This is a genomic window from Wenjunlia tyrosinilytica (assembly GCF_014646055.1).
GTDB classification, from domain to species: Bacteria; Actinomycetota; Actinomycetes; order Streptomycetales; family Streptomycetaceae; genus Wenjunlia; species Wenjunlia tyrosinilytica.
Genome location: NZ_BMMS01000035.1, coordinates 1 through 14,769 on the forward strand (window position 1 = coordinate 1; position 14,769 = coordinate 14,769).

General features: G+C 72.3%; 7 protein-coding genes. 2 read left to right on the forward strand and 5 right to left on the reverse strand.

What is annotated here, in order from left to right:
* The first annotated feature begins 23 nt into the window (after positions 1-23).
* Together IEY86_RS29740 and IEY86_RS29745 are read left to right on the forward strand one after the other, a co-directional pair.
* Positions 24-8,552, forward strand: coding sequence for a type I polyketide synthase (locus IEY86_RS29740; RefSeq protein WP_229698869.1), 8,529 nt, complete (start codon positions 24-26; stop codon positions 8,550-8,552).
* A 47-nt stretch (positions 8,553-8,599) separates the two neighbouring features.
* Positions 8,600-9,643, forward strand: a complete 1,044-nt coding sequence (locus tag IEY86_RS29745) for a ketoacyl-ACP synthase III family protein (protein WP_189135002.1) — start codon at positions 8,600-8,602, stop codon at positions 9,641-9,643.
* Positions 9,644-9,758: 115 nt separating this feature from the next.
* Here IEY86_RS29745 and IEY86_RS29750 read toward each other — a convergent pair whose 3' ends face one another.
* From IEY86_RS29750 to IEY86_RS29770, 5 genes are all read right to left on the reverse strand, one after another.
* On the reverse strand, positions 9,759-10,532 hold the full coding sequence (locus IEY86_RS29750; RefSeq protein ID WP_189135003.1) for an FkbM family methyltransferase: 774 nt from the start codon (positions 10,530-10,532) through the stop codon (positions 9,759-9,761).
* 98 nt (positions 10,533-10,630) lie between these two features.
* A complete protein-coding gene (locus IEY86_RS29755; RefSeq protein WP_189135004.1) occupies positions 10,631-11,398 on the reverse strand; it encodes an ABC transporter permease in 768 nt (255 codons plus the stop codon).
* Between the two features lies 1 nt (position 11,399).
* Entirely contained in the window at positions 11,400-12,389 is a 990-nt protein-coding gene (locus tag IEY86_RS29760) for an ABC transporter ATP-binding protein (RefSeq protein ID WP_189135005.1), read from the reverse strand.
* A gap of 69 nt (positions 12,390-12,458) precedes the next feature.
* Positions 12,459-13,295, reverse strand: a complete 837-nt coding sequence (locus tag IEY86_RS29765; protein WP_189135006.1) for an NAD-dependent epimerase/dehydratase family protein — start codon at positions 13,293-13,295, stop codon at positions 12,459-12,461.
* Positions 13,279-14,724, reverse strand: coding sequence for an NDP-hexose 2,3-dehydratase family protein (locus IEY86_RS29770; protein ID WP_189135007.1), 1,446 nt, complete (start codon positions 14,722-14,724; stop codon positions 13,279-13,281). The genes IEY86_RS29765 and IEY86_RS29770 overlap by 17 nt, the downstream gene beginning before the upstream one ends.
* Between the last annotated feature and the right edge of the window lie 45 nt (positions 14,725-14,769).

The following is a 14,769-nucleotide window of genomic DNA, read 5'->3' on the forward strand; positions in this document are numbered from 1 at the left end:
CTCTCCAGGCGTGCGAGGACGAGGTGCTGCCCCTGCTGGCCGGCCGCGAGCACGAGATCGGCATCGCAGCGGTCAACGGCCCCACGGCGACGGTCGTTTCCGGTCACGAGGACGCGGTCACGGAGGTCGCCGAGCACTTCCGTGCCCTCGACCGGAAGGCCACCCGGCTGAAGGTCGGCCATGCCTTCCACTCCCCGCTCATGGAACCGATGCTCGACGACTTCCGCCAGGTCGCCGAGGGCATCAGTCATCACCAGCCCCGGATCCCGGTCGTCTCCAACCTCACCGGCGGGCAGGTCGAGCCGGACGAGCTCGCCTGCGCCGAGTACTGGGTTCGCCATGTCCGTCGAGCGGTGCGCTTCGCGGACGGTGTCCGGGCCCTGGAGAAGCACGGTGTCACCCGCTGCCTGGAGCTGGGCCCCGACGGCACCCTCACGGCCATGGCCGCGCAGAGTCTGCCGCCGCAGGGCGGGATGTTCCTGGCCCCGGCCCTGCGCAAGGACCGGCCCGAGACCTGGGCCTTCACGGCTGCCGCGGCGGGCTTGCACACCCACGGGGCGTCCGTCGAGTGGTCCACGCTGTTCGCGGGGACCGGCGCACGCCGAGTGGATCTGCCGACGTACGCCTTCCAGCGCCGCCGCCACTGGCTGACCGCTTCGGCCGCGCCCTCGGCAGGAATCGCCGCGGCCGGGCTTGGCGCCGCAGCTCACCCGCTGCTGGGCGCGACCGTCGAACTCGCGGACGGCCGCGGCATCCTGCTGACCGGCCGCCTCTCCACGCAGTCGCAGCCATGGATCGCCGATCACAAGGTGGCCGGGGCGGTCCTGCTGCCCGGGACCGGCTTCGTCGAGCTGGCCGTCCGGGCCGGGGACGAGGTCGGATGCGGCCGGCTCCAGGAGCTGACGCTGGAAGCCCCGCTCGTGCTCCCCGAGCGGGGAGCGGTGCACGTCCAGATCCTGGTCGAGGGCGCGGACGAGACCGGACGCCGCTCGGTGGAGATCTACTCCAGGCCCGCTGACGGGGAGCCGGCGCTCGCCTGGACACGTCATGCCGCGGGGGTGCTGGCACCCGAAGGGCCGGTTCCCTCGTTCGACCTGGGTGCCTGGCCCCCGCAGGGCGAGCCCGTCGCGCTCGACGGGTTCTACGACCTGCTCGCCGTGTCCGGCTATGAGTACGGTCCTGCCTTCCAGGGGCTGCGGGCCGTGTGGAAGCACGGAGCGGACCTCTTCGCCGAGGTGGCGCTCGGGGAAGGACAGCGGGAGGAGGCAGGCTCCTTCGGTCTGCATCCCGCGCTTCTGGACGCCGCACTGCACACCGTGCTGGCCGTCCCGGACGAGGGCTCGGGGACCGTGCGCCTTCCCTTCGCCTGGAGCGGCGTGTCCCTGTTCGCGTCGGGCGCCGACTCGCTGCGGGTGAAGGTGTCCGCCGTCGGTCCGGACAAGATGTCGCTCCTGATCGCCGACACCGGGGGCCGCCCGCTGGCCGCGGTGGAGTCGCTGTCGGTGCGCCCCGTGACGGCCGACGCGGTGGCGGGCGCCCGAGGCGCCCATCGTGATTCGCTGTTCACGGTGGAGTGGGCGCGGACAACGGCTGCCCCCGAGGCGGTTCCCGCCGGGGCGTCGGGCGGGGGCTGGGCGGTCCTGGGGACAGGAGCTTCCCAGGTGGCCGACGCGCTCGGCTCCGGAGAGGGTGCGATCACCGCGCAGCCGTACGCCGACCTGGAAGCCCTGGGTGCGGCGGTGGACTCCGGCGCGCCGGTGCCCGAGGTCGCGGTGCTGCTGTGCGGGCCGGACGGCGGCGGGGTCGCAAGCGCCGTCGCCAAGGCGGTTCATGGGTCCACGGCGGACGTTCTGGCCTTTCTTCAGGCGTGGCTGAGCGACGAGCGCTTCGCCGCCACGCGGCTCGCGGTGGCGACGTGCCGGGCGGTGGCGGCCGGACCCGACGAGGACGTCCTCGATCTGGTGCACGCCCCGGTCTGGGGGCTGGTGCGATCGGCCACGACGGAGAACCCCGGCCGTATCGTGCTCGTCGACCGTGAGGCGCCGGACGGGTTGCCACCGGCCGCGGTGCTGTGCGGTGAGACCCAGCTCGCGGTGCGCGAGGGCGAGTTGCTCGCCCCCCGCTTCGCCCGGATGCCCGCGCCCACCGACGCCGGCACGGATCCCGGCACGGAGGCCGACGCGGCCCTCAACGGGGACGAGAACGCGCAGGCCGAGCGGGCACGCCCGTTCGGTCCCGAGGGGACGGTACTGATCACGGGGGGAACGGGCAGCCTCGGCGGGTTGCTGGCGCGCCACCTGGTGCGCACCCACGGTGTACGGCGGCTCCTGCTGGCCAGTCGGCGCGGCCCCGCGGCGCCGGGGGCGTCGGAACTGCGGGAGGAACTGGTCGGCCTGGGTGCCGAGGTGACGGTCGCGGCATGTGACGTGGCCGACCGGGAGGCGCTGGCGCGGCTGCTGGACGGGATCCCGGCGGAGCATCCGCTGACCGCGGTGGTCCACACCGCGGGAGTGCTCAACGACGGGCTGGTGACCTCGCTGACGCCGGAGCGCCTGGCCGACGTACTGCGGGCGAAGGTCGACGGCACGGTGAACCTGCACGAGCTGACGAGGGACGCCGGGACACCCCTCGCGGCGTTCGCGGTGTTCTCCTCGGTGGCGGGGCTGTGGGGGAGCCTGGGACAGGCCAACTACGCGGCCGCCAACACCTTCATGGACGCCTTCGCGCAGCACCGGCGGGCGGCGGGGCTCCCGATGACCTCGCTCGCCTGGGGCCTGTGGGAGAAGCTCAGCGGGATGACCGAGCAACTCGGCCAGGACGACTTCGCCCGCATGTCGAGGGAGGGGGCCGCGGCGCTGCCCTCCGAGCTGGGACTGGCGCTGTTCGACGCCGGTACGGCCGCCGACGGGGCGCTGTTCGTCCCCATGCGGCTTGACGTGGCCTCCGTTCGGGCACGTGCCGAGTCGGGGGAGCTGCCCGGTCTGCTGCGTGGCCTGGTGCGGCTCCCCGCCCGGCGGGGAGCCGGGTCCGGGCCCGGTTCGGCCGCTTCGGGGCTCGCCCAGCGGCTCGCCGCCGTCGCTCCGGCCCAGCGGTACCGCCTGGTGTCGGAGCTGGTGCGCTCCCATGTGGCGACGGTGCTCGGGTACGGCACCGCAGACCTGGTCGAGTCGGAGCGGCCGTTCAAGGAGCTGGGATTCGATTCGCTGACCGCGGTCGACCTGCGCAACCGCCTCAGCGCCGACACGGGCCTTCGGCTGCCCGCCACCTTGGTGTTCGACCATCCGACGTCCGGCGCTCTGGTGCGGCATGTGATGTCCTCGCTGGGAGAGGGCGGCGCCGAGGACGAGGACGAGACGCTGTCCGGCATGCCGCCGCTCGTCTCCGTGAACGACGACCCCATTGTGATCGTCGGGATGGGATGCCGTTTCCCGGGTGGGGTGGACACCCCCGAGGGGCTGTGGCGACTGGTCGCCGAGGGCCGGGAGGGCATCGGCCCGTTCCCCACCGACCGCGGGTGGGACATCGAGGGTCTCTACGACCCCGATCCGGACCGGCCCGGTACGACGTATGTGCGCGAGGCCGGCTTCCTGTACGACTCCGGTGAGTTCGACGCCGAGTTCTTCGGGATATCGCCGCGCGAGGCCCTGCTGATGGACCCGCAGCAACGGGTGATGCTCGAGACCTCCTGGGAGGTGTTCGAGCGGGCGGGTATCGCTCCGGCCTCCCTGAAGGGCAGCCGCACCGGCGTCTTCGCGGGAGTGATGTACCACGACTACGTGTCGGGCATGCAGATGGGGACCTCGGGCAATGTGACCGCAGGCCGCCTGTCCTACACCTTCGGCCTGGAGGGGCCGTCGGTGGCGGTGGACACGGCCTGCTCGTCGTCACTGGTGGCGATGCACCTGGCGGCCCAGGCACTGAGGTCGGGCGAGTGCGACCTCGCCCTGGCGGGCGGGGTCACGGTCATGTCGATGCCCGACGCCTATGTGGCGTTCAGCCGGGAGAGGACGCTGGCGTGGGACGCGCGGTGCAAGCCGTTCGGGGCGGCGGCGGACGGGACCAACTGGTCGGAGGGCGTCGGGCTGCTCCTGCTCGAGCGGCTCTCCGACGCCCGCCGCAAGGGCCACCGCGTGCTGGCCGTGGTCGCGGGCAGCGGAGTCAACCAGGACGGTGCGTCCAATGGGCTGACGGCGCCGAACGGCAGGGCACAGCAGCGGCTCATCCGCCAGGTGCTGGCGGGCGCGGGCCTGTCGCCCACCGACGTCGACGCCGTGGAGGCCCATGGCACCGGCACACCGCTGGGGGACCCGATCGAAGCGCAGGCGCTGTTGAGGACCTACGGCCAAGGCCGTGAGCCGGGGCGGCCGCTGTGGCTGGGCTCCCTGAAGTCGAACATCGGGCACACCCAGGCGGCGTCCGGCGTGGGCGGCGTCATCAAGATGATCATGGCCATGCGTGAGGAGTCGCTGCCGCCGACGCTGCACGTCGAGGAGCCCTCTCCGCACGTGGACTGGTCCGAGGGCGATGTCGCCCTGCTGGCCGAGCGGGTTCCCTGGCCGCGGGGCGAGCAGCGGCCCCGCCGGGCGGCGGTGTCCTCGTTCGGGATCAGCGGCACGAACGCCCATGTCATCCTCGAGGCCCCCGATCCGGTGGTACCGGTCGAGGGGGCCACCGCGGGGCACGCGGAGAGCGACGCCTCCGAGCCCTGCGCGGCTCCCGAGTCGGCCGAGGCTTCCGACATCCTCGGGGCTGACCCGCCTTCCGGGGTCGCCGAAGGGGTATCGGTGACGCCACTGCTGGTGTCGGCCAGGAGCGCCGAGGCGCTGCGCGGTCAGGCCGCCCGTCTGGCCTCGTTCCTGGCGTCCGAACCGGCGCCCGGACTGGCGGACGTCGGCCTGTCACTGGCCACGACGCGGACCGCTCTGGAACACCGCGCGGTGGTGCTGGCCGCCGATGCCGAGGCGGCCGTTCGCGAACTGCGCGCGATCGAGGAGGGCGAGACCGGCACGGTCGTGCGGGGCACCGCCAGGACCGGCGAACCAGGCCGCCCGGTGGCGTTCGTCTTCCCGGGGCACGTCCCGGGGCACGTCCCGGAGCACGTCCCGGAGCAGGTCCCGGAGCACATCCCTGGGCAAGCAACCCGCTGGCTGGAGACGGCGGCGCGACTGCTCGGGACCTCGCCGGTGTTCGCCGACACGATGGCCGCCTGCGACCGCGCCCTGTCGGCCGTCGTGGACTGGTCGCTGCTGGAGCTGGTCTCCGGGAAGGCGGACTCGGCGACGCGGGCACGCGTCGACGTGGTCCGGCCGGCTCTGTGGGCGGTGGCGGTCTCCCTCGCCGAGGTGTGGCGTTCCTACGGGGTCGAGCCGGCGGCCGTGGTCGGCCACGGCGACGGCGAGGTGGCCGCCGCGTGCGTCGCCGGGGCGCTGTCCTTGGAGGACGGGGCCCGCGTGGCAGCGCTGCGCGGGCGGGCCAGAGCGGATGCCGAGGAGCGCGGCGGCCCGGCCTCGCCGTCGGCCGACGCGCTGTCGGGGATCGCGCCGACCGCGGGACGTGTGCCGTTCTGCTCCTCCACGACCGGTGAGTGGCTGGAGACGGACGCACTGGACGCGGACTACTGGAGCGCGAACGTCGATGAGCCCGTGCGGTTCGAGGATGCGGTGCGCACCCTGCTGGCGAGCGGGCACGGTGTCTTCGTGGAGATCGGTGCCGACGCGGGCCTGGCCGCAGCCGTCTCGGCGGCCGCCCACGACGCCGGGACCGACGTGGTCGCGGTGCCCGCGACGGACCCCGAACCGGGGCTGTCGGCCTCCCTCGCCCAGGTCCATGTGCACGGTGTCGAGGTGAACTGGTCGGCGGTCTTCGCCGGGTCGGGAGCCGAGCGGGTGGCCCTGCCGACCTACGCGTTCCAGCGCCGCCACTACTGGATGAAGCCTGCCGCGCCGGTCCCGGACGACCGGGGCCGCGAGCCCGCCGGGCTCGCGGCGGCGGACCATCCGCTGCTCGGCGCCGCGGTGGAGCTGCCGGACTCGGACGGCCTGCTGCTGACCGGAAGCCTCTCGCCGGGGTCGCATCCCTGGCTCGCGGACCGGACTCTCGCGGGCCTGCTTCCGCTGCCCGAAGCGGTCTTCGTGGAACTCGCGGTGCGAGCAGGCGACCAGGTCGGCTGCGGCCATCTGGCCGAGCTGACCGTGGAGGCCCCGCTGGTGCTCCCCGAGCGGGACGCGGTGCGGCTGCGTGTGGTGGTCGGCGAGCAGGAGGAGTCCGGTCGGCGGTCGCTGGAGGTGTTCTCGCAGCCCGAGACGCCTTTGCGGGGCGAGCCGTGGACCCGGCACGCCACCGCGCTCCTGACTCCCCAGGTCTCCCGCCCCTCGTTCGACCTGGAGGTGTGGCCTCCCGCCGACGCGGAGCCCGTGGACCTGAGCGGCTTCTACGAGGAGCTCACGGGCGGCGGGCGGGTGTACGGGCCCGCGTTCCGGGGACTGGCGGCGGCATGGCGGCGGGGCGAGGAGATCTTCGCCGAAGTCCACCTGGACGCGCAGCGGCAGGAGGAAGCGCGCCGCTACGGTCTGCACCCCGCCCTCCTGGACGCCGCGCTGCACCCGCTCGACCTGGACACCCCGTCAGGCACGCGGTCCGCGCGGCTTCCGCTCGATTGGCGCGGGGTCAGTCTGTATGCCAGTGGCGCCTCCTCACTGCGCGTGCGGCTGTCCCCGGTGGGACCGGACCTCTTCGGCGTCGCGATGGCGGACGACACCGGGACGGCCGTCGCCTCGGTCGACTCCGTGGCCCTGCGGAGCGTGACTCCGCGCGAGCTCCGGAGCGCTCGTGCGGAAAGGCTCCCCTGGCTGTTCCGGGTGGAGTGGGCGCAGACCTCGGCCGACGCGCCCACGTCCAAGCCCCGCTGGGCCGTGGTCGGCGGCGACAGCCTCGGCGCCAGGCCGTCGCTGATGAAGGCCGGTGTCTACACGGAGTCCTACCCCGATCTCGAGGCGCTGGGCGCGGCCGTGCAAGCGGGCCTGCCGACGCCGGAGGCCGTGATCGTCAGCTGCTCCGGGGACCCGGCGGGGAGCAACGGCGCCTCCGCCCCCACGGGCGAGGCCGCCGAGCAGGCGCTGACCCTCGTACGGGAATGGCTCTCCGACGACCGGTTCGCCGCCTCCCGGCTGGTGTTCCTCACCCGGGGCGCGGTGGCCGCCGCGCAGGACGCGTCCGCGCTGGATCCCCGCGTCGCACCGGTGTGGGGGCTCATCCGATCCGCTCAACTGGAGAACCCCGGCGCCTTCGTCCTCGCCGACATCGACGGACACCGGACCTCCTGGCGAGCGCTGCCGGCCGCGATAACCTCGGACGAGCCGCAACTCGCACTGCGCCGGGGCGTGCTGAAGGTCCCCCGGATGGCCCGCGCGGGACTCGACGGAGCGCCGACGGCGCCGGATTCGACGGCATCGCCGGCCCCTTCGGGAACGGTCCTGGTCACCGGCGCCGGCGGGGAGCCCGCCAGGGCGGTGGCCCGCCATCTGGTCGTCGAGCACGGGGTACGGCGGCTACTGCTCGTCGGCCGGCCCGACCGGGACGATGGGCCCGACCGGGACGATGCCACCGCGGTCACGGGCACGGCCGCGGAGCTGAGCGCGCTGGGTGCCGAGGTGACCGTGGCCCACTGCGACCCGGCCGACCGCGGGGCGCTGGCGGAACTGCTGGCGGGTATCCCCGCGGAGCACCCGTTGACCTCGGTCGTCCATGCCGCGGTGATGCCGGACGAGGGGACGAGCGCCCCGCTGACGCCCGAGCGGCTCGGCCTGCGGCTGCGGCCGACGCTGGACGCGGCGGTGAACCTGCACGAGTTGACCGCCGGTCTGGACCTGTCCTCCTTTGTGCTGTTCTCCTCGGTCGCGGGCACCCTGGGCGCCCCCGGCTGGGACGACCATGCCGCCGCCGACGCCTTCCTGGACGCGCTGGCCCAGCGCAGGAGGGCCGAAGGCCTTCCCGCGGTGTCGCTGGCGTGGGGACCGTGGGACGCGGGGGAGAGCAGTGCCCGGCGCACCTCGTCGGCGGGCCTGGCGGAGCTGTCCCTGTCGGAGGGGTTGGACCTGTTCGACACCGCGTGCCGCGGCGGAGCTGCCGCCATGGCGCCCGTACGGTTCGACTTCCCCGCCCTGGCCGCCGCCGACGGCCCGGAGCCTCCCGCGCTGCTGCGCCGACTGCTCCGCACCCCGGTGCGCCGCTTCGCCGGGCAGCCGGACGGACCGTCGGGAGCCCTCACCCAGTTGAAGCGCCGGCTCTCGGGGCTGGGCGAGGACGAGCGGGACGAACTCCTGATGGACATCGTGCGCACCAGTGTGGCCGCCGTACTGGACTACCCGTCCCCCGAGGCGGTGGAGACGACGAGGGCGTTCAGGGAGATCGGGCTCAACTCGCTGACGGCGTTCGCCCTCCGCAACCGGCTGAAGGAGGCCACCGGGCTTCGCCTCCCGGCGGCGCTGCTGTTCGAGCAGGACACCCCGCAGCTGCTGGCCCTGCATCTGAAGGACCAACTCCTGCGGCACTGAACCGACCGATCCACACCAATGCCACACCATTGAAGGAGACAGCAGAAATGAAGACGGACGGCGTCTACATCGAATCGGTCGGGGTGTTCCTTCCGCAGGAGTGGGTGAGTGCGGAGAAGGCCGTCGCGGAGGGCCTTTACGACGAGTACTCCGTCCAGTACGCGACCGGCCTCACCGCCGCCTACCTGGCCGGGGACATGCCCGCGCTCGACATGGCGGTGTCCGCCGCGCGGCACGCCCTCTCGCGGTCCGAGGAGGAACCGGACTCACTCGACTTCTACGTCCACTGCAGCGCGACGCCGCAGGGTCCCCAGGGCTTCTACCCGCCCGGCTATGTGCTGCGCGAGCTCGGCACCTCCGGGGTCGCCAGCGCGGACGTGCACAGCCACTCCAACGGGATGCTCGCCGCGTTCGAGGTCGCCATCGGGCAGATGACGGGAGCCGCGGCGGCCTCCAACGCGCTGGTCGCCGCGGCGGAGAACTTCACCACTCCGCTCATCGACCGCTGGCAGGGCTTCGGTACCGGTTTCACGGCCAGTGACGGCGGGGCAGCGGTCCTGCTCAGCGGTGAGGGAGGCTTCGCCGCGCTGCGGTCCATCAACTCCGGCACGCTCCCGGAGCTGGAGCAGTGGCATCGGGGCGAGGAGTCACTGCTGCCGTACCGGGGCGAGCCGGTCGGCAACTACAACACCATGGAGATCCTGACCTACTTCAACCAGAATGTGTTCCCGCTGGAGAAGGCCATGGAGATGATCCGGGACTTCGAACTCGAGATCGTGCACCGCTCCCTGGTCGACGCCGGCCTCAACGCGGCCGACCTCGCCTGGGTGGTGGCGGCCAACACCGACGAGCGCATGATCGACCAGATGAAGATGCAGCCGCTGGGGCTGCCGATGTCACGCTCCAGCTGGGACTTCGGCAAGGACTACGGGCACATGGGCGCCTGTGACATGGCCGTCCTGCTCAACCACCTGCTCACCACCGGCCGGCTGGCCGCGGGGGACAACGTCCTGCTGACCACCTCGGGCGCGGGGTGGGTGTCCTCCTCGGCGGTGCTCACGATCCTCGAGCTGCCGGAGTGGGCCGCCTGACGCACTGACGGCGCCTGACGCTCGGACGGATTATCGAGGGCTCGGACCCGGCGAGGGGCTGGACAACGGCGAGGGGCGGGGCGCGGAAACACGCGCCCCGCCCCTCGCCGCCGCTTCACGCCCGGCGCGTGGCATACACCATCGAGTAGCGGAACTCCTCCGGCAGGGCGGCGCGCTCGACGCTGACGGAGAAGCCCTGCGCGTCGAGGATGCCGGTGACCGCCTCGAGCCGGCCGTCGAGGTCCTGGACCTCGATGACGGTCTGCTCGACCCGATGCCAGTCGTCGGCGTCCAGGCCCTCCATGACCTCGAGTTCGGCGCCTTCCACATCGATCTTCAGCAGGTCGATAGGGCCCTGCGGGGCCCACTGGCTCAACACCGTGGAGAGCCGGTCGACCTCGACCTCCACCTCGACACCCCGCATGACGCGGTCGACCTCGGCCTGCCCGATCTGCTGGACCGTGAGCTCCTGGCCGACCTTCTTCTGCTCCGGATAGCGCGTCGAGTTACCGGGGATCGCCGGGTAGAAGGTGAAGCGGACACACGCCTCGTGCTGCCGGCCGAGGGCCGTCCTGCGGGTGTCGACGCCGTCGGCGCCATGAGCGTCGAGGTTGCTCCGCAGAGCCTCGTAGATCGCCGGGATCGGCTCCAGGGCCAGGATGCGCGCACCGGGGAACTGCTGCTTGACGAAGATGGAGAACAGACCCACGTTGGCACCCGCGTCGACGATCCGCGAGGAGTCCGACAGCTTGATGCCGTGCTTGAGGTAGGTGCGCTCCTGGAAGATCTCGTTGTAGATGAAGGCCACTTCGGAGAACAGCACGCCTTCGGCCTGGGGCGCGAAGAACGAGACTCCCTCGGCGACCTGTACCGGTCTGATCTCGGTCATTGATGGATCCTCCCCGGAAGCGGTGTGTGAGTCCGCGGGTTGAGAGTGCCCGGCTGGAGGTCCCTGCCGGGCACGGTCGGATCTGGAGCCGCCGGAGCTCAGGCGTCGCGCCCGCGGAACACCGCGAGGCCGCCGATCACCGCGGCGGCAACCCACAGCGCCATGATGGCGAGGCCGCCCCAAGGGCCGTAGGGGGTGTCGTCGTTCTGCACGACACGGGTCATCGCCTGCCCCGCCTGGTCGGGGAAGTAGTGGGCCACCTTCTTGGCGCCGGGCACCGTCACCAGGATCTGGGTGACCAGGAAGAACAACGGCATCAGGATCCCCATGGCCAGCATCGAGCTGCGCAGCATCATGGCGACGCCCATGGAGAACAGGGCGATCAGGGTCATGTAGAGAGCGGCACAGAGCGTCGCGCGCAGCACATGCGGCTCTCCGAGCGAGGTGCTGTGCGACCCCAGCACGGACTGCCCGGCGAAGAAGGCGGCAAAGCTCGTGACGGTTGCGACGACGAGCGCGGACGCCGAGGCGACCGCCAGCTTGGCGAAGTACAGGGCGCCGCGCTGCGGCACCGCGGCCAGCGACGTACGGATCATCCCCGTGCTGTACTCGCTTCCGACGACCATCACACCGAAGGCGATCATGGCGAGCTGGCCGAGCACCCCGCCGGCGAAGCTGGTGCCGGCCGCGTCGAAGGTGAGCTGATCCTGTTTCGACAGGTCGTCGAACCTGCTGTTGGTGAGCGCGCTCAGCAGCACACCGAAGGCGACGGTGACCAGGAAGGCCATGGCCAGCGTCCATCCGGTGGAGCGGACCGTCCTGATCTTGACCCACTCGGAGTGCAGTACCGCGGCGGGTGCGGCCATGTCAGGCGTCCTTTCCGGCAGTCCGGGCCCCACGGTGCCCGGTCGGGTCCTCGGCCGCGCCGCGAGCCTGCGCCGGGAGGGCGCCGTGCGGTCCGGTGCGGTACTCGGCCGCGGCCCCGGTCATCCGGATGAACGCCTCCTCCAGCGAGGCGTGCTCCGGACTGAGCTCGTGGAGCACCACGCCGTGTTCCGCCGCCAGCTCGCCGAGCCGCTCGACCGGCACGTCCGGCACCTCGAACGCCCCCTCGGGCGTCGTCTCCACGACGATCCCGGCGGCGCAGAGCGCGTCGTGCAGCTTCTCGGGCTCGGGAGTGCGCATCCTCACGAACGAGCGGGAGTTCTGGGCGATGAACTCCGGCATGGAGGTGTCGGCCAGGAGCCGGCCCCTGCCGATGACGACCAGATGGTCCGCGGTCAGCGCCATCTCGCTCATCAGGTGGCTGGAGACGAAGACGGTGCGGCCCTTGGCGGCGAGGTCCCGCATCAGCGTGCGGATCCAGTGGATGCCCTCGGGATCGAGACCGTTCACCGGCTCGTCGAACATCAGGATCTCGGGGTCGCCCAGCAGTGCCGCCGCGATACCGAGCCGCTGGCCCATTCCCAGGGAGAAGCCCTTGGGGCGCTTCCTGGCGACGGCGGCCAGGCCGACCTCCTCCAGCACTTCGTCCACTCGCGCGGCGGGGATGCGGTTGCTCAGGGCGAGGCACATCAGATTGTCGCGGGCGCTGCGCCCGCCGTGCATCGCCTTGGCGTCGAGGAGGGCGCCGATGTACCGCAGCGGGTCGCGCAGTTCGGCGTAGCGCTTCCCGTCGATGCGCACCTGGCCGGCCGTGGGGCGGTCCAGGTCGAGCATCATCCGCATGGTGGTGGACTTGCCCGCTCCGTTGGGACCCAGGAAGCCGGTCACGGAACCGGGGCGCACATGGAAGGTGAGGTCGTCGACGACCACCTTCTCGCCGTATCGCTTGGTGACTCCCGCAAGCTCGATCACGCGGACAACGTATGCGTCCCATCGGCCGTTGGACCGGTCCGGGCACCACAGTCTAGGGACTTCGGTAGTTCACGCCGAGTCAGCGGGCGGGTTCGCCGTGTTGCCGAGTGCCGCCGTTGAGTGCTGCCGTGAGTGCGCCGACGCGTAGGAGGGCAGATAGGCGTCCAGCACCCGGTCCAGGTACTCCGCGGGGGTGCGGCCGGTGTCGAGGTCGGGGACGAGCAGCCGCAGCCGCCGGGTCGATGCCCGGGTGACCGCCGTGGGCCCGGGCCGGTTGACGCGCTGCGCGCGGGCGCCGAGTCGGCGTTCGATCCCGTCCACGATCGCCTCCACCGGCTGGGGAGCCCCGGATGCCACATTGACCACCCGGCCCCGGACACCGTCGTCCAGCAGCCGGCCGACCGCGTGCACCAGGTCGCGGACGTCGAGCAGGTCGCGGTGGGCTCCCTGGTGGACGGTCACGGCGCCCGTCATGACCTGGTGGACCAGGGCGGGCAGCAACTGGTGGGAGCGCTGGTGGCGGCCGACGACATGGCTCAGCCGCAGGATCAGGTGCTCGACGCCGGACGAGCGGACGACGGACTCCAGGGCGAGCTTGTGCCGCCCGTACACCGAAGGCGGCTGGACCGGCCCGTCCTCGATCCCGGAGGTGCCCGAGGCGCCGTACACCGCGGCCGAGGCGCCGTACATCGCGGCCGAGGCGGTGGAGAAGAACAGCAGGCTCCGGTGCTCCTCCCGGCACTTCCGCAGCACCTCGTAGAGGAGGTGGGCCTCGCGGTCGAAGTCCGCCGACGCGGTGCCCGCCGTGCTGGAGACTCCCGCCGCGAAGGCCGTGACCTCGGGGAAGCGCTCGGCGAAGGCGTCGGCGAGATTGTGTCCGAGGAAGCCGTTACCGATGATCTGCATCGGCGTCCCCGGCCTCCGGCAGTGTGCGCATGGCCGCGACCAGGGTCCTGGCCTGCACATTGAGGTAGTGGCTGTGCTCGAGGAGACCGGTGAGCTGCCCCAGTGTCATCCAGCGGTAGTCCTCGGTCGTCGTGGTGGGGAAGTCCTCGTCCACCTCGATGATCAGGTAGCGGTTGCGGGCGTGGTGGAAGCGGCCCCCCTCCTCGGAGAGCACCGTGTCGAACAGCGTCCGCTCGGGCCCGCTCTCCCGGACGACGTCGAGGAAGCGCGGCTGGTGCTCCGCGGGCAGGTGCGCGTAGTTCTCCGGTGTGCACTGCACGGTCGGGGCGAGCTCCACCACGTCCAGATGACCGGGCTCGGCATGGGCCCGCACCAGGGCGTGCAGCACGCCGTCGAACCGTTTCACCAGCAGGGCGAGGACACCGATGCCGTGGGGTTGCAGGAGCGGCTGCGACCAGGCGGGCACCTCCCGGCGGCTGGAGCTCACGTCGACGGCGATGATGCTGAAGAACAGCCCGCGCTCGTGCGAGATCCGATCGTCCCAGCGGTGCCAGCCCCGGCCCTCCACCTCGCGCAGCGGCAGCAGCGTGGCGCTGACTTCGCGCTCGCTCCTGCGGCCGGTGATCCAGCTGCGGATCTCGGTGTCGGAGTGCAGGCCGCGCCGGCTCCCGCCCCCGCTCGCCACGGCGGTCCCGGCGCCGTGCAGCCGGTCGGGCATGCAGGACAGCACCGTGCGGGTGTCCATGTTGAGCAGGTCCTCCACCCGCAGGAAGGAGTTCACCTGCCGCAGGGACAGCCAGCAGAAGTCCTCCCCGGCCTCGACCTCCGGCCCGACCTCCACCACCATGTTGCGGTTGCGCTTGCGGTGGAACCACGAGCCCTGCTCGGACTGCAGGGTGTCGGCCAGGACGCGGTGGCGGCGCGGGTCCGGACGGAGGAAGCAGTCCAGGTAGGGCACGGCCGAACCACCGTGGACGCGGCTGTAGTTGCTCTTAGTGGCCTGCACCGTGGGCGAGAGCTGGACGCCGTTGAGATTGCCCGGCTCCGACTTCGCCTGCATCAGGCAGTGCGTCACCCCGTTGATCTCGCGCACCGCCAACCCCAGGATGCCGATCTCCGGCTGGCAGATGATCGGCTGGGTCCATTCGGGGACCGGGCCGTCGGAGCGGACCCGCAGGCCCTGGACCGAGTAGAAGCGGCCGCTGCGGTGCTGGAGGTTCCCGGTGTCCCTGGCGAAGTCCCATCCGGAGAGCTCGGCGAAGGGGATCGGCCGCACCTGCTGCGCGTGCTTGCGCTGCCGTCCGGCCAGCCAGTCGAAGAACTCGGCGTCACTCATGACCTCGCCGCCGGTCGCCGGGACGGGGTCGGCCGGCCAGGGGAGTGCGGCGTCGGTGTGGGGCAGCAGGCCTGTCGCGCTGGGCTTGTGCATGTCTGTTCCTGACCTTGTCGTCGGCCCACGGCCTGACCGCGGGCG

Coding starts and splice junctions, on each gene's coding strand:
- IEY86_RS29765 (WP_189135006.1), bottom strand. CDS start 13,295: ATGCAGATCATCGGTAACGGCTTCCTCGGACACAATCTCGCCGACGCC.
- IEY86_RS29755 (WP_189135004.1), bottom strand. CDS start 11,398: ATGGCCGCACCCGCCGCGGTACTGCACTCCGAGTGGGTCAAGATCAGG.
- IEY86_RS29745 (WP_189135002.1), top strand. CDS start 8,600: ATGAAGACGGACGGCGTCTACATCGAATCGGTCGGGGTGTTCCTTCCG.
- IEY86_RS29750 (WP_189135003.1), bottom strand. CDS start 10,532: ATGACCGAGATCAGACCGGTACAGGTCGCCGAGGGAGTCTCGTTCTTC.
- IEY86_RS29770 (WP_189135007.1), bottom strand. CDS start 14,724: ATGCACAAGCCCAGCGCGACAGGCCTGCTGCCCCACACCGACGCCGCA.